Raw genomic sequence first — 18550 nt, forward strand, 5'->3', positions numbered from 1 at the left:
CGTCCGGGGTGAGGTCGGGCACAGGGCTCCTTGGATTTCGGGGTCAGCGGCGGGTACGGAAGGCGCCGGATGCGGCGTGGGGGCGGGGTGTGGTGCGGGGGCGGGGGCTGCGGACGGAGTTGCGCGCCCAGGTGGAGGCGCGGGCGGCGGCGTTGCGGGCGTGCTGCCAAGCGCTGAGCTGGGAGGGCAGGACGGAGACGGACGTGGTACGGATCTGCGCGCTGTGCGGGACGCGTCCGCGTGGGCGCATCGCGGGCTCTGGACTGGCGAGCGCGGTTGAGAAGGCTTGGACGAGGTGCAGGGGGGTGGTGGGGGCGAACTGGGCGGTCCAGCCGTTGCCCTGCCGGTCCTTCGCGCCGGTCCACCACAGGGCGTTGCCGTGGCCGTCCTGGCGGTAGTGCATCCACGCCGCCCCGTCGGGGCTGGTTGCGGTGTAGTGCCTGCCCTCGGGGCGTGTCTGCCAGTGCTGCTCTTCCAGGGGCGCCCACACGTTGGGGGCGTGTGCGGAGCGGGGCTGGGTGAGGGCGTCGGTCAGTCCGGCGATGATCTCCACCGGTGCCTGCCGGCCCAGGACTGCCCACCATTCGGCCTGGTGCCCTCGTGCCGTGCCGTGGATCGTCCATCCACCCGGCTGGATGTGGGGGTCGTAGGAGATCCGGACCGCGCGGTCGGGGCTCTCCATGGCTAGGGGGCCGCCGGGCTTGGACTTGTCCCGCCAGCCGGAGGCACGCAGGAACTCGCTGACGTGGCGGATGTCGCCGCCGCCGGCGAGCGTGCGGGGCTCGACGAGGTAGTGCTGTTCGGCCTGCTCGGCCGGGCCCCAGCCCTGCCATTTGGTCTTCCTCACCGGCGCCGCCGGGCGACGAGCGGGGCGGGGGCCGGGGGTTTGGCTGTTGCCGTGCTGGTCGGTGCGCCGAACTGCGCGAGGATGTCGGTGTGGTCGTCGAGGTCGAGCCCGATGTCGTTGAGTTCGTTCGCGGTCCGGCCCAGAGCCAGCCATACCTCCGCCGGCAGCGAGCCGCGCTCGGCCTGGTCCTTGGCGATGCGGGACCCGGTGCCCACGAGCTGGGTGAAGGCGCCGAGGACTCCGTTGTCCGGGTCGAGGATGCGTGCGGTCACCTGCATGGCCTGGTCTGCGGGCAGCCGGTGAAGATCATTGGAGAGCTGTCCGAGCTGCCGTGTGATCTCGTCGGCCAGCCGGACGGCGTACGGGGTCGGGTAGGTCATGCTCCTCCAGGAGAGCGGCGTCGGGGTCAGTGGTGGTGGCGGGTCCGCCGGGCCTCGGTGAGGGCGGTCTCGGGGCGTGCACCAGCCAGTGGGGAAGTGCGGTCGGGGCCGGTGGGGATGCAGGCGCGCAGGTAGCGGCGGAACAGCGCGGTGGCGAGGCGGGGCGTGAGGTGGCGGCTCATCGACGGCGGTGTGCGGGGTGTTACGAGGTTCTCCGGGTGATCGTGTGGTGCGGGTGGCGGCGGCCCCGGCCCGGGGTGCTGGGGCCGCCCCTCTGGTCTTACGGTGAGCGCCGGGCGGACGGGTGCGCGACGCTGGGGGCGCCGGTGGGCGCGTCGGCGTGCAGCGCGGGGGGCCGTGCCCTGCGGTAGATCTCGACTTCGGTGCCGTACTCGTCAGCGCGGTTGCCTACGGGGCTCGAGTTCAGCAGCTTCGGGATGCGCCCGCAGTCGGAACTGTCGTGTCTCACGCAATCGAGTCGTCTTCTCAACGAACCGGGTCGTCTGCGCTTCTGGGCACTAATCGCGAAGCTGAGTTTCGGGGAGCATCTGGACGTGCTTGGCTACGTCGTCAAGCACATCCCTGGCCAAGCCGAGAAAAGCCTTTCGCTCCGCTATGAACCCCATGCCGGCCTCATGCACGTTGTCGCCCCCGTTGCCAAGGCTGTTCGCCGCGACTGCTTCCGCGTACTCCCGAACGTCTTGGACGAGAGAAGACAACTGATCGACGAGGTTCTGGGCTGCCTCCGCGACAGCCTGGGGACCTTCCAGGGTCACCACGAGTCCCGCGCTCTCGGCATCCTTGAACTTCAGCCTGATCGCGGCGATCCGCGTCTCGTCGAGCGGGACCGGAGCGCGCTCAGCGCGCAGCTCACGGAAGAAGGCTTGGTTGTCCCGGTCGGCAGTACCCAGCGCTTCGAGGAATGAGAGGTAGGCAGCTTGTCGGCGTTCACGACGCCACCGCTGATGCTCGACCCGCAGGTCATTCAACTGCACACGGTCCTGTGATCTTTCTCTGCGCTGTTCCGTGCGAGCTGCGACAAAGGCGGTGAGGGCGGCCCCCATGACGGTTCCCAGCACGCCCACGACCGATACGAAGATAGCGGTCATACCGAGGTTTCTTCCCCGAGGAGGCGCGCACGTACGCCCACATGGGTCGTACAGCATCAGGCGCATGGGCCTGATCTGGCCCGCGACTTGCCGTCCGTCTCATCGAACCGAGTCCACGCATCGCATTTAATCCGGTCCAAGCTGGTCAGTGCCTTGTGTTCGCCTGACTTCGTTGAGACCGGATAGGAACCTTGCCATCAAGGATGATGACCAGCCACGGTATTTGGTGTCCTGTGACAGCGGATCTTCCTTCTTGTCATTGGATCTTGACGGAAGGTTGGTCTTTGACGCCGCACTTTGCTCACGGTGAGCGCCAGCATCCCGCGTCTCTGCGGAAGTCCTTTCGACCTGTGGTTCCATGAGCCGCTGGATGCGTGAACAGGCAAGATCGGCTGTCGATGTCGGCCACCGCCGACGGCGCTCCGTCAGTCTCGGTGACGCCACTTCGCCACTCAAATTTCCTCACTGCAGGTCAGCGCCCAGCAGCCGAGGAAGATCTCAAGTCACCGGGGCCATTGCGATGGTGGTGTCTTTCAGGACGTCGAAGTAGGGCCCGTCGTGTTTCACCGCGTCCTGGATGCTGCCGCGCGGGATGCCGCGGGAACCGGCGGCATGGCTGGGGCCGTGGCGGTGGGGGCGATGCGGCCGGGGGGGTGTTGCAAGGCGGTGTCGATGCCGTGGGTGTGCAGCCGTCGGCCGGTCTCTCGGACGGCGCGGGCCTGTTCGGTGGTGTCGTCGCCGCTGAGGCGGTAGATGCCGGTCTGCTGGTCCTGGACGAAGCTGTTGGCGACCAGCACGGCGGCGGCCCTCTCGTCGGCGGGCGCGGCGGCGAGGCTGCCGTCCGGCTGCCACGTCAATACGACCCGGTCCGGCTGGGACGGCATGACGTCGTCGAGGGCGTTGTGGCGGACCTGGGCGAGGGCAGTGTCGTAGCGGGCGAGCAGGTCACCGGCGACCTGCTCGGCCCCCAGGAAGGGATCATCGCTCACTGCGATCCCGTTGGGCTCGCGCACGCTGCGGTACGCCTCGTCGGGAAGGTCGCGGGGGGCGACGGCCGCGATGAGGAAGCCGTCGCCTTCGTCGTGCCGGTCAAGGACGACGAGCTGGGCGCCGTCCGGGCGGGACAGGACGGCCGCCTGCCGCAGCGGGTGCTGTGCGAGGGACTCGGCGACGAGGTCCAGATCCCAGATGCGGTCGGCCAGTTCGGTGAGATCGTCCTTGTGGTCGGTGGGGTGGTGGGTGCTGCTCCAGGTGCCGGGGAGTTCGCCGGCGAGGACGTCGGCGAAGGAGGCGAGGCGCTCGGAGTCTTCGTGGTGGTGCATGGTGTCCTTGGGCGAGGGGTGGGGTGGTGTCATCGGCGCGGTCCGGCGGCCACAGGGGGAGGGGGGACGGGGATGGCGCGTGGCGGGGGTGGGCAGGCGCACACGGCGGAGCGTTCGACCTCGTCGGCGGGGACTTCTTCGGTGCAGGTGGCGCGGCCGGGGTGCGGGGCGTGCAGATCGGCGAGGCGGTTGCGGGTGTGGATGAGGTCGGTGCGGATGAGGTGCAGGCGGTCGTCCACGAGGTAACGCAGACGACGGGCGGTGTAGGGGGCGGAGGTGGCGTCGAGGTGGTCGTGGAATTCGGCTGCGGCAGCGAGGACTTGCTCGACGGCGGCGAGGATGCCGTCGTGAGGGGCGGTCAGTTCGGTCAGAGCGTCGGCCACCTCGTCGGTTGTGGTGGCCTGTCGGATGCACTCGGCGAGATGGGTGACCGATGCACCGAGCGGTAGATCGCGGATGGGGCGGCGGTCGGTGTCGAAGACCGGGTCGCAGTCGACGTGGTAGCCGACGGCCCGAAGCCGGGCCACGGCCTCGGTGGCGAGGCGTGTCTCCTTGTCCTCCGCGAGAGCGGATGGGGCGCGGTGGTAGGTCTCGTGGACGCGGACGACGGGCACGAAGCCTGTGCGCTGGAGGATGCTGTGGGCCTCGTCATCGCCGCCGCGGGCGAGGACCTCGGCGGAGTGTGGATCGCGGCGGATGGTCAGGAAGCGGTCGGCCAGGGGCAAGGGAAGCGTTTCTCCTACGGTGAGCGGCGGGCGGAGGCCCGGACGACGGCTGGCGCTGGCGCAGCCGCAGCGGTGGGCAAGTGGGGCTGGGTGGTCAGGCGGGTGGCGGTGGTGTCGAGGTCGTGCTGGATGCTGTGGAGGCGGCGGGCGATCAGTTCCAGGCGGTGCGCGGTGTCGGGGCCGGTACCGGGCTGGAGGGCGGCGCGGTGGGCGGTGTGTTCGATGAGGCCGCGCACGGTGGCCAGCGGTCCGGACCGTTCGTCGGCGAGCTGAGCGAGGATGTCGGTGAGTTGAGCTGACGCAGTCGGGATGGAGCTGGCTCGGCCCTGGTGGTCGGCTGTGGTGGTGACGGGGGTGAGGTGCAGGTCCTGCTCGATGCTGCGGGCCTCGTCCGAGAGCCGTTGCAGCAGGTTGGCGGGCTGGTGCTGCCAGGTGCTGTCCAGCCGGAGGAGGTTGGCGATCAGGTCCAGGCGTCCGGGCTTGGCCTGGACGGCGATCCACCGGCAGCCGTGCGCATCGCCGGGGATCTCGATGCCGGCCGCGCGGGCGAGGCGGTGGGCTACCTCGGCCCATTCCGCGCCGCTCAGGTCACGGTCGTCGGGATGGAGCCGGACATCGATGTGGGCGATGGCCTGCCGGTCCCCGCGGGGGCTGGCGGTGAACGGGTTCTCGAACAGCGGGCCTTCGAGGTGCTCGGCCCACTGGGCGGCAGTCCACACCGCCTGCTCATCGTCCAGGGTGTAGAAGTCCAGGCCCGGCCAGTAGGCGACCACGGTGTGCTCGGTGAGGCCCTCCTCCCCGGTCACCGCGCGCCCCAGCGCTTCGCTGAGCGGAGCGAGCGGGGTGCCGGCGGGTACGTTCAGGCGAGGGATCATGTCGGTGTGGCTCCGATCGCGCGGGTGTGGTGGTACAGGTCCCGGACGGCGATGGTCAGGGTGCGCTCGCGTACGAAGTCGGCGTGGACCGCGACGTCCCCTGGAGGAAGAAGATCCAGAGCGCGGTCGATGGCCGCAAGAGACTCCTCGTACCGGGCGAGTCGGCGCAGGGCACCGGCCTTGCGGAACAAGACGATGGGGTCCGTGCCGGTGTCGAAGGGCGGGCGTGTGCTGAGAGCGAGGAGCCGCTCCGCGCCCTGGTCGAGATCCTGGCCGAGCCACAAGCCGTGCAGCAGAACGTGCAGGGTTTTCGCGTGACCGCCGGCCTCGTCGAGGACCTCGTCCATCAGGGTCAGGCCCTCGGGGCGGGACTGGCTGAGCAGGGCGAAGGCATACAGGGCCCGGCTGTAGCAGTCCAGGCGCGACCGCTCCTCTTTCGGGAGCTGCTCGATGAGCTGCTGGAGGGCGGCGCAGCGGAAGTCATAGCGCAGCGTGCTCAGTTCCAAGTGGCGATAGGCGCGGGCGGTGACCGGGTCGAGGCCGATGGCGGTGATGACGTGGTCGGGACGCCGCAAGCCGAGGATGCTGTTCCCGTCGGCGCGCGCCCTCCAGGCGGCATCGGCGCAGATCTCGGCCGACTCCTTCCAGTCGGCTTGGAGTTCACTCAGATCGGCCGCCAAGCGGGCCGGCCACAAGGGGAACGAGGTGTCCTTGGTGGCCCGGGTCCGTGCACGCACCAGGGCGAGGGCGCGGCCGGGGCGGCGGAGGGGCAGGCTCACCGGCCGCCCCGGGCGTCTGCGATGTGCACGAGCTGGCCCAGGGCCGTGGTGGTGTACCAGCCGCAGTCGATGACCGCGTCGTCGTGGCCCGTGAACTTCGGCAGCAGGTGATCGGCCATGGCCCGCAGATAGATCAGGCAGTCCGGGCAGTTGCCAGAGAGGTGCACCAGGTAGCGAGGGTGGGCGGTGATGTACGTCTGGGCGCCTCCGTCAGCGTTGCGCAACCGCCAGCCGTCCTCATCAGTTGGCGTATGCCAGGACGGAGCGACAACTCGCATCGCATCCCCCCACAGCTCGCTGCCGGCCACGCCCTTGAGGACGACGATCTGGTCACCGGCGTGGAAGTGCTCGTGCGTGATGTCCCGGGCGGGTGTGAGGGGGTCGGGAGTCGGCGCGAAGGCCGGGGTCGACGGCGGGGTCCAAGAAGGCGGGAGCATGCAGATCCTTCCACGCGGTGCGGGGTGGCGGCGGGAGGATCAATGGTCCGCAGGATCGCCGGTTTGGCTAACCGGCGATCTGCGGCTATGTTCCGTCCGAATCAGCGGAACGGGTTCTCCGTCCCGCGGTCCTGCTCCGTTGCGGCGTCGAGGAGTTCGAGCAGGTCAGGGCCTTCTGCGTCGCGTTGGTCGATCCACCATCCGGGCCGGGTGATCGCGCGGGCCTTCTCTTCCAGCTCCGCCCAGTCGGCCTCGTCCCAGGTGCCCTCGACGACCAGCGCGGTGTGCGCGGCGGTCATCAACTGGTGGCGGGAACGTTCACCCCAGTCGAGGGCCTTCTCGGGGCCTTCCAGCGGCGGCATGTCGAAGCGCTTGGCCCACTCAGCGGCGGCCTGCTGTTCTTCGGCCCGCTTCGCGGCGAGCCACTGCTCCTTGGATTCGGTGTCGGCGTCGCGGGTGGCCTTCCAGCAGTCGGTGCAGTCCTTGGCCGCGAGCCAGCGGGCGAACCCGGCCCGCTTGTCGGCGGGGCGGTTGGACAGGTCGTGGACGACCTCGTGGCCGCAGTCGTGCGAGATGGCCCACTGTGTGCGGACAGCCATGAGGGGATCTCCTAGGGGTTGGGGGTACTACGGGCGGCGTGCGGGCGCCGAGGCACGGTGCGGTGGTGCCGGGGGTGTGGTGCCCAGGGCTGGCCGCGGGCGGATTCGCGGCGGCTGTGGCGTGCGGTGGGGCGGAAGGACGGCGACAGTGGCGCCGAGATCCTCCGCGGCCTCCTGGACCTCACGGGTGAGGAAGGCGAGTTGTCGGCCCAAGCCCTCGAGCCGGGCGCCGATCTGTCGTCCCCGCACGGTCTCCAGCGCGTGGGAGAACTCGGCCGCGGCGTCGAGGAGATGCTGCAGCCGGACCATGGGACCAGCGTCGAAGCCTTCCTGCGTGGCGCCGAGCAGGGCTTCGGAGACGTCGCCGGCCGACTGGCCCTCGTGAACGTCCTGGAGGAGTTCTTGCAGGGGCCGTTCCGGTGCGGGCTCCGGCCGGTTGAACCGTGAGGCGGCCTCCGGTCGCAGAACTCCAGGCGAAACCGGTCGCGGCAGCGCCTGCCCGGCCTCGTACACGTCGGCGTAGTGCCCGACGACCTCCCAGCCCGGCGCGTCCGGATCACCGGCGAGGGCGATCACGGTCGAGGTGTCGTCCTCGATGAGATCGGCAAGGGTGATACGGCGGCCGTCGGCGGCGAACCAGGACTCGATCAGGTCCAACTCCCCTCGATGCTCTGCGGCTTGGGCGAACTGAGTCCATGTCCGCCGTTCTGCACCGGTCAGTTCTGGCGCGGGCTGATGGTGCTGGTCGGCCAGGTCGGCTGCCATGGACCCGTAGTCGGCCCAGGCGGCGAGGTGGAGCCAGAGCGCGGCGTGCTGCTCGCGTTCGGCGGGTGAGCCGTGCGTGGCGGGACGGTCGAGGAATCGGAGGATCTCCGCGTGGGAGGCTCCGAGGGCGGCGAGCAGGTCTCGCCAGGCGCTGATGTGCCGCGCGGCTGGCAGCTTGTCGAGGCTGCTGTGGGCCGCGTCCAAGAGCTGGTCGGCGTGCTGTGCGAGGTATGCCGCGTACGTTTCCAAGGCCGCGGCGTTACGGCGGGTACGAGCGGTTGCTGCGGCGTGATGGTCCACGGTTCGCCCGTAGCGGTCGCGGACCGAGTCGAGCGCGGTCTCGGTCTGCCGGTCGATGACCGCCATCCGCAACCTGAACTCACGGGCTCGAGCGGCAAGTTGCGCCGCGCCAGGCATGGGTGTGTCCGGGATCGGGTTCTCCTGGTGGTCGGCGTCAGCGACGCACCCGTCGCCCAGGCGGAGCCTGCGCGGTCATGGCCGGCGAGCGGGCCGGTGCGCGGGGCGTCGACGACTCGGAGGCGCCGTGGCGCAGGTCGGGGTCGAGATGTACGGGGTAGCGGGCGGCGGTGAGCATGTCCGCGGCCCAGGTTGCGTGCTGGTTCTCCCAGTCGCGTCCCATGTCGAAGGGGAGCCGGATCCAGTGGCCGCGCAGGGCTGGTTCAAAGCGGAATCCGGCGTGGCGCAGGATGTCCGCGGCGAAAGAGTCGAAGCGGCCTTCGACTTCGACTTCACCTCCTGGGCCGCGGGTAATGCGGATCGGCTTGCTGTCGGGGTTCACCGGGACCGTCCCGCGGCGGAAGCGGCCAGATGAACGGTCGGTGCGTAGTCGGGCTTCGGCGGGATGGGACGTGCGGACGGCGGTGAGGTTGTCGGCGCCCGCCGGTGCTGCGGGGAGAGAGAAGCGGCGGCCCGCGCGATGCGGCTGCGGCGCTCGGCCAGCCCGTTCAGGCGAGTCGGCCCGGACAGCGCGGCTGTCTGCGCGGGGTCGAGGCCCACATCGGCGTACACGGCGTATCCGTGACGACGCAGGTCCTGCACGGCCTGCCGGGTGCGGCGCGGCCCGTCACGCTCGGGGTCGGTGAGCCGGAAGAGACCCGGCGTGCCAGGTACCGGTTCGAACTGCTCCCGTATAAGGAACCAGTGGGCCAGGTGGGTGGGCATCGAGGAGGTCATAGAGGCGACGAATCCGTGATCTTTGTGGGTGCCGAAGACGAAGTGCGTGCCAGGGTCCAAAAAGGAGATCTCCTTGCGGTGGAAAGCGGGGATGGGTCAGCGGCGGGGTGCGTGTTGGCCGCGCTGAAGGGCTTGGCGCGGTGGGGCGACGGCTGAGACTGTGTGCTGCCGAGGGGGAGTTGCCGCGCGAGCCTGGCGCAGGAACGGCTCGCTGTGGGTGAGCCAGGTGTCGAGGGCCGCCCAACGCTGTGCCGCCCGCTCCGCTCGCGTGAGCAACGCATCCTCCTCCAGGCCCTCGGCCTCGGTGAGTGCGTCGGCAAGCTGCCCGAGGACGCGAGCGTCCTCGGGCCAACTGGTGGCCGCAGGGCGGCAATGCTCCAGAAGGGCGGGAGCATGCTGCATGACGCTGCGGAACTCGCCCCAGGCCCGGTTCAGGAATTTCTCGCTCGCCTCGCCGAGTCCGGTGGCGCTGAGTGGGCTCGCGTCGCTGTACCGACCGGAGGCGACGATTGCCGTCCAGGTGGCGTGCTCGGCACGGATGTGGTCAAGGGCCTCGGCGACGGTTGCGATCCGGCGGGCGTGGACGGCGCTCTCGTAGGCAGGCAGGAACCGGTCCGCTATGGTCCGGGCCGCGCGGCCGGCGAACGGCGGCAGGGGCATGCTGCGCGGGGCATGCGGGTCGCCGTAGCCCTCCTGGAAGGTTTCGGGCGCGAATGCTCCTACCAGGTAGTCGAGCTGGTGGCCGGGGCGTTCGACGAGCAGCAGGCTCGTTTTGGTGGCTGTGTCGGTGAGGGTAGCGGCGTAGGGGATTCGCACGTTCTGGACGGCGTGGGCAAGTTCGCCGCTGTCCCACAGCCACGGCACCAGGTCTTCCTGCCACACGGGATGGGAGTAGATCTCGATACTTGCGTCCCATTGGCCGGGCAGCAGGCGGGCGATGTCCCGGGCGGCGTCGCCGATGAACCGCCGGCTGCTGGCTGCCACTTCCGCCCCGTGCGCCGTGGCGTGGCGGACCAGGTCGTCCACGGTGGCACGGGAGGCGTCCTCCTCCCCGGCGGTCAGGCGGTACACCCCGTCGTCGCCGCAACGGAAGCCCGACGTGCGGAGCACCGAGTTCGCCACCTTGTACTGCTTGCCGTGGCCGATAGCGACGATCCCGGTGTCGCGGCTGTAGGCGAGGACGATCTGCGCGTCAGCCACTGGCCGGTCCCTGCCGGTGGATGGCGGAGCGTAGGGCGCGCCCGTACCGCCAGGCGTGTTCCCGGGCTGCGGTTTCCAGCTGGTTGTATCCGTGCTGGGCGGTCATCTGCCCTGGGTGCTTGCGGTATCGGTAGACCGGTAGGGGCAGCAGGATCCCGGGGGAGAGGCTGGTGATGCCGACGGCCGTCATGTAGTCCTCGCCCTGGACGAGGCCGCCCATGGGGGCCGCCCGTACCAGCTCGGTGCGGGCGAGGATGGTGGTCGGGCCGATCGGGATGGTGTCGGTCGGCGCCTTCCAGTATGTCCAGACGTCTCCGGCCTCGTGTCGGCCGGGTGGAGTGGGGCAGCGCCACAGGTTGGTCGTGCCGTCGGGGTGGAGGTCTTCGCTCCACCCGGCGCACCACCCCACCCCGGTGGCCTCCAGGGTGGAGAGTCGGGTCTGCATGGCGATGTCGGTGAATTCGTCATCATCGTCGGCCCAGTTCACGTATCGGGTGCGGACTTCGTTGAGAGCGAGGTTGCGGGCGCACGCGGCGCCGACGGGCCGGGACAGGGGGAACGTGCGGACGCGAGGATCGGCGGCGAGCTGGGCCGGTAGGCGGTCGGGGCTGGCTCCGTCGAGCGCTATGACGGCCTCCCAGGGCACGGACTGCCGGGTGAGGCTGGCGTGCATGGCGGTCAGGTAGCCGATCCGGTCCTCGCGCAGGCGGCTGGCGATGACGACGGTGATCAGGGGGGTTGCGTGCGAGGGCAGGAAAAACTCCGGAGAAGGAGAAGCGGGGACTAGCGGCGCGTGGCGGGGCGCTCGGCGACCGCCTTCGCCGGCGACGCGGCGGGAGCGCTGCAAGGCGGCGTACCGCGTACGGGCCTGACGACCGGTGAGGGAGCCAGGGAGGACCAGGCCCCAGGGCGGTCGGTGAAGCCGGTGCGCGGGTCGGTGGCCCAGCCCACGACCGGGCCGATGTCCTCGTGGAGCAGGCTGATCACCTCGATTCCCCGCTCGTGCAGCACGTAGCCCCACCCCATGTCCTGCGCGCCGACGGTCGCGTCGGTGACCGTCATACGCACCGGCGGGGAGCCGTCCGGGGTGATCAGGTTGTCGAGCGTGCGGCTGGGCCACTGCTCGCCGCCGGTCAACGCGGTCACCAGCGCCGACGGGGCGCCGTCGAGGAGGTCGGTGCCCAGCTCGTCCCAGCCGACAGCGACGTCGTCGATGAGGTGGCGGGACATGGCGTCCAGATCGCGTCCGAATTTGTGCTGGTAAGCCGCCAGGAGTAGAGGCAGGTGGTGGCTGGGGAAGCCGTCGAAGCGAACGTAGATACCGCTGTAGCCCGTGTCGGCGGGGCGGGCGATGAAGGAACGTGTGGACAGGAAGGTCTCCAGGTCTCAAGTCGGCCGATGCGGAGTTCGGCGAGGCGGGTGTTACACACGGTCCGACTGCCAGGAGGCGACCGGCGGGCCGGAGGCGTCAGTGCGAGCGCACGTGTAGCCGATCAGGCGGGACGGTTCGGCCTTCGCGGGGACGGTGGCGGCGTCGTTGCACACGAACGTGTATGTGATGGACGTGCGTGGCACGTCGTGGAGCCAGGCTCGGTCGTCCTTGCCGGGGTTGATTTGCAGGCCGGAGTGGGCGACGGCGTCCGTCTGGGTATGCGTGTGGGAGAAGAGGATCAGCGCGCCACCGTCGGTGGTCTTGAGGGCGTAGGTGTCCTTGTGGCGGTTGGCGGCACCGGCGAAGACGGTGGTGCCCTGATCCCCGTAGCGGGTGCTGGCCTTGTCGTGGACCTTGACCTGCTGCTTACTCGCCTTGGTCGGCGCGAAGACCTTCGTCCCGGTGTTCGTGCCGCCGGTGGCGAAGTTGTCGAGCACCGCGGCGCGCAGCAGGTCGGCGCCGGCTGCCAGCTGCTTGTTGCCGTCGGCGGCGACGGCCGTCGCGTATCCGACTCGGTCGAGGGCGACGTCGGGCAGCGCCTGGCCGTCGAGGTCGACGACGGACACGAGCTCCCAGCGCTTGTGCTGGGGGCGTTCGGCGAACACCGCCAGACGCGAGAGAGCCTTGCCCTTGTCGTCCGAGAGCGCGGCGGCGAACCATCGACCCTGCCCGCCGACCAGCCGCGGGATGTACAGCTTGGCGCTCGCGGCGTCGTAGGACCACGGCTTGTACGGCTTGCGGTCGGCCTTGGGAAGTCCCTCAGTCTCGGTGTAGTCCGAGACGGACATCGCATACATCGGGCCGTCCTCGACCGTGTCGAGCAGGCTGCGGTCTCGGGAGGCGTTCGCCTCGTTGTTGATCTTCGAGTATCTGGTGATGACGTCCTGGGCCTGGGCGGCGGTGAGGGCCGGCGTCGGATTCGGCGCGGTGCTGGCGCTGGGTGCCTGCTTGGCGTCGGATGTGCCGTCGTCGTTGGCGCAACCGGTGAGGGCCAGGGTGAGGCAGGCGGCGCTGGCGATCAGCGGCAGGGTACGGCGGGTGATGGGGATGGAGGCTCCAAGGGTTTGCAGGAGGAGGGTGGGTCAGCGCGTACGGCCGGTTGAGGGTGCGGCCTTCGGCGACGCCGGCGGCAGGCCGGCACTGGTGGTGGGCGCCGGGTGGCGCAGGTTCACGCCGATGCCCTTGGTTGTGAGCTGCTGGACCACGGCATGGACACGAAGAGCGCGATCGCTCACCCCGTACGCGGTGGGCAGGAGAAACGCTGCCTGGTGCGGGTGGTACTGGAAGCCGTGGGCGTACAACGCCATGCGCGCATCGGGCGGCACGCTCTCGTACGGCGCGCCCAGGGCCCCGTCGCTGTACAGAGTCAGGGTGAGAACCTGTGCCACCCGCGGTGGGGCGGGCCGGTGCGGGGGGTCGGGTTTGTCCACCGCGTTGTTGAGCACCGCCGCCAGGGCCTGCTCGTAGCGGGGCAGCACCCGCCGGGAGACCTGGGCCGCCGCCCGAGCTGGATCGTTGGGGACGACGATGCCGTTGGGCTCCTCGACACCGGCGAAGTGGTGGGGCTTGATGCCGTTCTTGTCTGGGACGAGCGGGGCGATGACGAACTGGTGCGGGTGGCGGGGCCGGTCGCTGACGTAGAGCCGTTGGCTGTCCGGGCCGTGGAGGACAGCGTCGTGGGTGAGGACGTACTGGCTGACGATGTAGTCGACGTGGCCGACGTCCCAGAGCTGCTCGGCCAGGGGGAGCTGGTCCTCGTACCGCGCGTGGCGTTGGTACTCGCTGCTCCACGCGCCGGGCAGGCGGGCGGCCAGACCACTGGCGAAGTCGGACAGGTCGGTTCGGGTTGGGGTCATGGAGTCCTGGGGGGAAGTGGCGATGTGTCCGGCGGCATCAGCGTGTGCGTCCTGGCTGTGCTGGCGGGAGGACAGGCGGGGGAAGGTGTGACGTACAGGGTGGGGCAGCTGAAAGCCGAGGTGCTGGCGGTGGCGGGGACAGTGCCCGCATCCGGTCCTCGGCCACGTAAAGGACTTCCATGAGCTTGCGGATTTCGGCTGCGGTGTCGGCGAGGCCGTACGACAAGTCGAAGCCGTCGTCCTGCTCGGCTTCCTTGGCATTCTCACCGGCTGCTTCGAAGAAATCGCCGAGCCGCTCCAGAAGACCACTGGTCGGATCCGAGATCTGGTTCAGCAGGACAGCGGCGTCCGCATACGACTCTGTTCCATCGAGCCGGTCAGTGAGAGCGAGGAGCGCGTCGCCGTAGACATAGATGGAGGTCCGATCCGTGTGACCGGGAGGGGTCCGACTTTGGGCGCGTGGGGCTGCGGGGCCGTGGACACGAGCGGGGCTCCGATGGACGGAGAGGGGGCGGGCAGCGGCCCGAGCTGGGCGAGCCGCTGGCCGATTCCCTCGGGTAGATGCGTGGCAGTGCCGCCGTTGCGTGCCTCGGGTCGCTCAGGGACACCGGGGTCCGTGGAGGGGGACGAGCTGTAGATCACCTCGCACAGCGCCTGGTCATCGGGGTGAGGGTGTGTCACTGGTCAAGCGGGGTGTCCGGGCCCGTGCTCGTCAGGATTCGGGAAGGGCGGCCTGGTCGGTGTGGTCTTCTGTCCAGCCGAAGACCACACGCTCCAGGTCTTCGAGGTAGACGATGTCGGTATGGGCGCGGAAGGCGTCGAGGACTTCGTCTGTGTAGTCCTGGACCTCGTTGTCCGCCAAGTCGACGCGCGCCCGGTTTCGCCTCGATAGCCGGCGCCACTCAACGATGTCGGAGTCGGTGGCGCGGGCCATCCATACCCAGATTCCGTTGCCCAGCTTGATGACGTCCTGGGGATGGAAGAGGCGGTTGGTTCGCCTGCGGCGAGGGTTGCGCTGCTCGCCGAACCCGGTGACGAGGCTCTGGGCGAGCTTGTCCAGGGCGGCGGCCTTGATGTGCGGGTCGAGGTCTTCGCGTGCGAGCTGTTCGCGCACGGCATCGGTGAGGTGGCGTTTGTGGAACCGGCCGGTGGCATCGGTGAGAGCAACCGCGCTCTGCTCGACAATGTGCTGCAGACGGAGGTCGGCGGTGCTCGTCACGGCAAGTCACGCTCCTGCCAGACCTGGTCCATCTCGGCCAGCGCCGTCATGGCATGCGCGATGATCTCGCGGGTGATGGGGGCGCCACTGGCGAACGCGGGATCGTACCGGCTGAATGTCCGGGTGCCGCGGGCCTGGGCGAGCGGCGGGACCACCTCGTCCAGCAGGCGGGTGGCCACGCGGCGCTGCCGCTTGTCCTCCTCGACACGCTCGGTGCGCTCTGCCCATGCGCCGGCCAGGGTCAGGTGGCCCTCGACGACCCGTTCTGCCAGTTCGGGGTCCTCCTCCCGCAGGCGGGCGAGCTGGACCTCGGCGGAGTTGGCCTTGGCCTTGTTCTCTTGGGCGGCGGCGTACGCCTCGTTGAGTCCCATGGCACCGCTGATGACTGGGTCCACGAGGTCGGGTGCGTGCTGCAGGACGGTACTGGCGCGTCCCATAACGGCCAGGGCGACTCCGAGTTGTTCCTTTAGGGAACGCGCGGTCTGTTCCTTCGGGGAACGGCTGTCTTGTTCCCTGAGGGAACAAGCCTTGACGGTGATCATCGCGGCCTGTCCCTTGGTGAGACTGCGGCGCCGGAGGTTGACGGACAGGATGTAGACGTCTGGGGCATCGCCCTCGTAGGTGACGAAGGCTGGTTCGATGCCGACGCGTTCGCATGCGGTGAGTCGGGCGCGGCCGTCAAGGATTCGCTGTTGATGGTCGAGGACGATGGGCTGCAGAAGCCCGTTCTCCTGGATGTCGTTGGCAAGGGCGGTGAGGTCATCCTCGTCGAGCAGGGGCAGGAGCGAGGTAGTCGGGTGGGGTTCTATAACGGTCTCCTGGGGTTGGTGAATGGAGGAGGGGATGCGGCCGGTATGTCTGGCCAGGCTGAGGGGGATGGTCGTCCGTAGTGAGGTCGGTGCCCCAGACCTGGGGGCTACCTGCGACGTGGCTGTCGAGGTGCGGATACTGGCGGCGCTGGACGTGACACAGCGGATGGGGGACGTCCGGGTGCGGCGGAAGACGGGTGCACAGGTGTCGATGGGGTGTACTCCCAGGTGAACTCGTACTCGTCGTAGGAGTCGATGACGCCGAGTTCGACTTGGGTTTCGCGTTCGGCGACCTGAGTCATCAGATCGTCGTGTTCGGCTTGGCAGCGCTGGTATTCCGCCCAGTCCTCGTCACTGAGGTTCGGGGGCCGGATCAAGAGAGTTCCTCTTCTTCGGTGGGCAACGTATGGGTGTGTGATCGGAATTCGTGAACTCGTCGTAGTTTTCAGTGCATGCGGGCGTCTGTGTCGAAGAGCGCCAACTCGTGTGCATGCAAGAGGTGTTGAATGATGAAGCTCCTGCCTGCGACTTTCCACAGGCCGCGTCCGCGGTTGAGGTGTGCGATGGCTTCCATCTCGACGGAGGTCAGGCCGAGCAGGGACGCGGCGGCGTGGAGCTGGTCGGTCTCCTGGCGGTAGATGATGCGGGTGCTGCAGTCGGCGAGGAGGCCCTCGGCGAGAGCGCGGCCTTGGGATCCGGCGTCGCCGGCGGTGAGCAAGTCGCTGAGCCTGTGGATCACCATCAAGTTGGCGATGCCGAGGCCGCGGCTCAGCTTCCACTGTGCCTGCATGCGCTGCAGAAGTCCGGCATGCCTCATGAGGCGCCACGCCTCGTCGTACACGATCCAGCGTCGGCCGCCGTTCGGGTCGGAGAGGGCGGATTCCATCCAGGCGGAGGCGCAGGTCATGGCGAGGACGAGGGCGGTGTCGTCGCCGGATCCGCCGAGCCGTGACAGGTCGATCGTGAGCATCGGCGCGGTGGGGTCGAAGCGGATGGTGGAGGGGGCGTCGAACATGCCGGCCAGGTCTCCGTGTACCAAGCGGCGCATGGCGTGGGCGAGGTCGCGGGCTGCGTCGCCGAGTTGGTCGGACATCATTCCGGCGGCGTCGGCGAGCTGGGCGGGGCTGTTGAGGGTGGCGGTCACGTCGCCGAGCAGGGGGGTGCGGTCGGTGTCGGCGGCTCGGGTGACCACGATGTCGAGGGCGACATCGAGAGCGGTGTGTTCCATCGGCATGAGGTCCCGGCCCAGGACGGTGCGGGCCAGGGAGCCGAGCAGGAGGAGGCGCCTCTTGCGGATCTCACCCTTCCAGTCCCCCTCGGAGATGCCTGTTGGGCGAGGGGCCGCGTCCAGGGGATTGAGGCGGCCGGGAAGGCCGGGACCGAGGGCGACGGAGGCGCCGCCCAGCGCTTGCGCGACCGGCGTCCACTCGCCCTTCGGGTCGCAGGGGACGTACACGCGGTACCCGAACGCCACGGACCGAAGGGCGAACGACTTCGCGAGAGCGGACTTGCCTTGGCCGATCACTCCGGCCAGCAGGAGGTTCGGGTTGGTGAAGCCCTCGACCTTGCCGTACAGGGCGAACGGGTCGAAGACGAAGGAGGCTTCGGCGTGGACGTCGCGGCCGATGTAGATGCCTTCGGCGCCGAGTCCGCCTTCGGCGAGGAAGGGATAGGCGCCGGCCGCGACCGCGGTGGTCATGCGGTGGGCGGCGAGCTTCAGCCGGGCCCCGCGGGCGGAGGCTCGCCCGGGGCGTCCGCCCGGCGGGTATAGCGGCGGGGGCGTGTCGTGTCCGGCCGGTGTGGCGGTACCGGCGGTCGGATGAGTGATCTCGGTGCGTGCTTTCGCGGCGGCTTGGGCGAGCTGGCGGCGGGCGGCGCGCCGGGTGGCGCGGTCGGTTCCGTGCGGGGTGAACAGGGGGCTGGCGGAGGCGCGGCGTGCACGGCGGGCGGGCCGGTGATTCATCGGGGGCCCTCGTATTCGTGGTGGTGCTCATCGCACGCATGCGGTGGTGTGCGGGCGATGGAGGTCGGTGGGGGTGGTCTTGCGGCGGACGATGTGGCTGGCGGCGAGGTGGCGCTGGCAGATGGTGAGGAAGGGAGGTCCTTCCGGGGGCTGGTCGGGGCGGCATTCGGTGGAGTCGGCGGACGTGACCGGCAGGAGGTGGAAGGCCGCGTGGATTTCGGTGGCGGACTGCCACAGCCAGGTGTGCGCGGCGGCGAGATGCCGGCCCGCTGCGGGATGCGGGGGCCGGGCTGTCTCGGCCAACTGATCTATGAATAGGTGCAGTTCGGTGAGATGTGCGTGGAATGCATCGAGCTGCGCGCGGTCCACCGAATTTGGTGAGGTAGAACGGCTCAGCGCACGAGCGTGGTGGCGGATGCCGGCGGTGGCGGCGCGCAGGTAGGGGTGCGAGTCGGTCACGGTGGTACGGGGCTGGTTCAATGGGAGGTCCTTGCCGCGGGAGCGGGGGCCGGTGGTGTGCCGGTGATGGGAGCGGCGGGGCGGGCGCGGGAGGGATGCGTGGGCCCGGCCGGAGGCAGCGGGGCAGGGTTCTGCGCGCCGCGCAGGTCGACGAATTCGCCCGAGGACGGGATGCCGGCATGGCTCTGTTCCGGCACATAGACGATGTCCGCGCCATCCTCGGAACTGGCGGCGTCGGCTTGGTACCAGGCATGGAAGTCGGGGAGAGTGGCCAGCACGCGGGCGGCGTCGTCCAGGCCAGTGGCGGTGACGACGAAGCTGATCGGAGCCTGGCCGTCGTGGCGCTCACGGCCGGCGAAAGTGAGGGTGAACGCCCGGGGGAAGGATGGGTCGACGAGGGCGGTGAGACGTTCGACGACGCCATCGAGGTGGTCGCTGGCCTCGATGGCGGCACTGGTCCGGGCCTCGTCGTAGTCGGCGAAATGTTCCTCGATCACGTAGCCGTCGTCATCGCGGTACTGGCCGAGGAGGGACTGGTGGCGGGCGGTCAGCTCCTGGCAGGAAGTGAGGAGGTCCCGCA

Annotated in this window: 25 protein-coding genes; 1 reads left to right on the forward strand and 24 read right to left on the reverse strand. The window is 69.6% G+C overall.

Features of this window, described 5'->3' with window-relative positions:
- Window positions 1-43: 43 nt before the first annotated feature.
- The 21 genes from BIV24_RS15250 to BIV24_RS35385 all read right to left on the reverse strand — a co-directional run bounded on the left by BIV24_RS15250 (window position 44) and on the right by BIV24_RS35385 (window position 15176).
- Window positions 44-847, reverse strand: a complete 804-nt coding sequence (locus BIV24_RS15250) for an SPDY domain-containing protein (RefSeq protein ID WP_071366838.1) — start codon at window positions 845-847, stop codon at window positions 44-46.
- The gene (locus BIV24_RS15255) at window positions 844-1227 is read right to left on the reverse strand and encodes a hypothetical protein (RefSeq protein WP_071366839.1); all 384 of its coding nucleotides are present in this window, start codon (window positions 1225-1227) and stop codon (window positions 844-846) included. Before BIV24_RS15255 ends, BIV24_RS15250 begins: the two co-directional genes overlap by 4 nt.
- Window positions 1228-1253: 26 nt before the next feature.
- The gene (locus BIV24_RS34425) at window positions 1254-1409 is read right to left on the reverse strand and encodes a hypothetical protein (protein WP_177198728.1); all 156 of its coding nucleotides are present in this window, start codon (window positions 1407-1409) and stop codon (window positions 1254-1256) included.
- Window positions 1410-1507: 98 nt separating this feature from the next.
- Window positions 1508-1696 carry a hypothetical protein gene (locus BIV24_RS15260; protein WP_071366840.1) on the reverse strand — a complete coding sequence of 63 codons (189 nt, stop codon included), beginning with the start codon at window positions 1694-1696 and terminating at the stop codon, window positions 1508-1510.
- A 49-nt stretch (window positions 1697-1745) separates the two neighbouring features.
- A complete protein-coding gene (locus tag BIV24_RS15265) occupies window positions 1746-2336 on the reverse strand; it encodes a hypothetical protein (protein ID WP_071366841.1) in 591 nt (196 codons plus the stop codon).
- 563 nt (window positions 2337-2899) lie between these two features.
- Complete coding sequence (locus tag BIV24_RS15270; protein ID WP_071366842.1) at window positions 2900-3658, reverse strand: hypothetical protein; 759 nt, start codon at window positions 3656-3658, stop codon at window positions 2900-2902.
- Between the two features lie 29 nt (window positions 3659-3687).
- A complete protein-coding gene (locus tag BIV24_RS15275) occupies window positions 3688-4383 on the reverse strand; it encodes a hypothetical protein (RefSeq protein WP_071366843.1) in 696 nt (231 codons plus the stop codon).
- Window positions 4384-4397: 14 nt separating this feature from the next.
- Window positions 4398-5258 carry a relaxase/mobilization nuclease gene (locus tag BIV24_RS15280; RefSeq protein ID WP_071366844.1) on the reverse strand — a complete coding sequence of 287 codons (861 nt, stop codon included), beginning with the start codon at window positions 5256-5258 and terminating at the stop codon, window positions 4398-4400.
- Complete coding sequence (locus BIV24_RS15285; protein WP_071366845.1) at window positions 5255-6037, reverse strand: tetratricopeptide repeat protein; 783 nt, start codon at window positions 6035-6037, stop codon at window positions 5255-5257. Before BIV24_RS15285 ends, BIV24_RS15280 begins: the two co-directional genes overlap by 4 nt.
- Entirely contained in the window at window positions 6034-6474 is a 441-nt protein-coding gene (locus tag BIV24_RS15290) for a hypothetical protein (protein ID WP_071366846.1), read from the reverse strand. Before BIV24_RS15290 ends, BIV24_RS15285 begins: the two co-directional genes overlap by 4 nt.
- A gap of 101 nt (window positions 6475-6575) precedes the next feature.
- Window positions 6576-7073: a hypothetical protein gene (locus tag BIV24_RS15295; protein ID WP_177198729.1), complete on the reverse strand. Its 498-nt coding sequence runs from the start codon at window positions 7071-7073 to the stop codon at window positions 6576-6578.
- A 27-nt stretch (window positions 7074-7100) separates the two neighbouring features.
- Entirely contained in the window at window positions 7101-8204 is a 1104-nt protein-coding gene (locus tag BIV24_RS15300) for a hypothetical protein (protein ID WP_071366847.1), read from the reverse strand.
- Window positions 8205-8292: 88 nt separating this feature from the next.
- Window positions 8293-8637, reverse strand: coding sequence for a hypothetical protein (locus tag BIV24_RS15305; protein WP_071366848.1), 345 nt, complete (start codon window positions 8635-8637; stop codon window positions 8293-8295).
- Window positions 8634-9092: a hypothetical protein gene (locus BIV24_RS15310; protein ID WP_071366849.1), complete on the reverse strand. Its 459-nt coding sequence runs from the start codon at window positions 9090-9092 to the stop codon at window positions 8634-8636. The genes BIV24_RS15305 and BIV24_RS15310 overlap by 4 nt, the downstream gene beginning before the upstream one ends.
- A gap of 36 nt (window positions 9093-9128) precedes the next feature.
- Window positions 9129-10232 (reverse strand): hypothetical protein, encoded by a 1104-nt coding sequence (locus BIV24_RS15315; RefSeq protein ID WP_071366850.1) that lies wholly within the window; start codon window positions 10230-10232, stop codon window positions 9129-9131.
- Window positions 10225-10965: a glycosyltransferase family 2 protein gene (locus tag BIV24_RS15320; protein ID WP_107459482.1), complete on the reverse strand. Its 741-nt coding sequence runs from the start codon at window positions 10963-10965 to the stop codon at window positions 10225-10227. Before BIV24_RS15320 ends, BIV24_RS15315 begins: the two co-directional genes overlap by 8 nt.
- Window positions 10966-11015: 50 nt before the next feature.
- Window positions 11016-11462: a hypothetical protein gene (locus BIV24_RS15325; RefSeq protein WP_342745252.1), complete on the reverse strand. Its 447-nt coding sequence runs from the start codon at window positions 11460-11462 to the stop codon at window positions 11016-11018.
- A 192-nt stretch (window positions 11463-11654) separates the two neighbouring features.
- Complete coding sequence (locus tag BIV24_RS15330) at window positions 11655-12734, reverse strand: DUF8094 domain-containing protein (protein ID WP_483883274.1); 1080 nt, start codon at window positions 12732-12734, stop codon at window positions 11655-11657.
- Between the two features lie 12 nt (window positions 12735-12746).
- Entirely contained in the window at window positions 12747-13520 is a 774-nt protein-coding gene (locus BIV24_RS15335; RefSeq protein WP_071366852.1) for a hypothetical protein, read from the reverse strand.
- Between the two features lie 712 nt (window positions 13521-14232).
- The gene (locus BIV24_RS15340) at window positions 14233-14739 is read right to left on the reverse strand and encodes a hypothetical protein (RefSeq protein WP_071366853.1); all 507 of its coding nucleotides are present in this window, start codon (window positions 14737-14739) and stop codon (window positions 14233-14235) included.
- Window positions 14736-15176 (reverse strand): hypothetical protein, encoded by a 441-nt coding sequence (locus BIV24_RS35385; protein ID WP_245766819.1) that lies wholly within the window; start codon window positions 15174-15176, stop codon window positions 14736-14738. The genes BIV24_RS15340 and BIV24_RS35385 overlap by 4 nt, the downstream gene beginning before the upstream one ends.
- Before the next feature lie 69 nt (window positions 15177-15245).
- Here BIV24_RS35385 and BIV24_RS36660 point away from each other — a divergent pair, with 69 nt between their 5' ends.
- Window positions 15246-15629, forward strand: a complete 384-nt coding sequence (locus BIV24_RS36660) for a hypothetical protein (RefSeq protein ID WP_483883273.1) — start codon at window positions 15246-15248, stop codon at window positions 15627-15629.
- 364 nt (window positions 15630-15993) lie between these two features.
- Here BIV24_RS36660 and BIV24_RS15355 read toward each other — a convergent pair whose 3' ends face one another.
- The 3 genes from BIV24_RS15355 to BIV24_RS15365 are packed head-to-tail and all read right to left on the reverse strand — an operon-like array spanning window position 15994 to window position 18467.
- Entirely contained in the window at window positions 15994-17511 is a 1518-nt protein-coding gene (locus BIV24_RS15355; RefSeq protein ID WP_071366856.1) for an ATP-binding protein, read from the reverse strand.
- A 27-nt stretch (window positions 17512-17538) separates the two neighbouring features.
- Window positions 17539-17991, reverse strand: a complete 453-nt coding sequence (locus BIV24_RS15360) for a DUF6238 family protein (protein ID WP_071366857.1) — start codon at window positions 17989-17991, stop codon at window positions 17539-17541.
- Window positions 17988-18467: a hypothetical protein gene (locus BIV24_RS15365; protein ID WP_071366858.1), complete on the reverse strand. Its 480-nt coding sequence runs from the start codon at window positions 18465-18467 to the stop codon at window positions 17988-17990. The genes BIV24_RS15360 and BIV24_RS15365 overlap by 4 nt, the downstream gene beginning before the upstream one ends.
- Between the last annotated feature and the right edge of the window lie 83 nt (window positions 18468-18550).

This window comes from Streptomyces colonosanans (assembly GCF_001866645.1).
Classification (GTDB): Bacteria; Actinomycetota; Actinomycetes; order Streptomycetales; family Streptomycetaceae; genus Streptomyces; species Streptomyces colonosanans.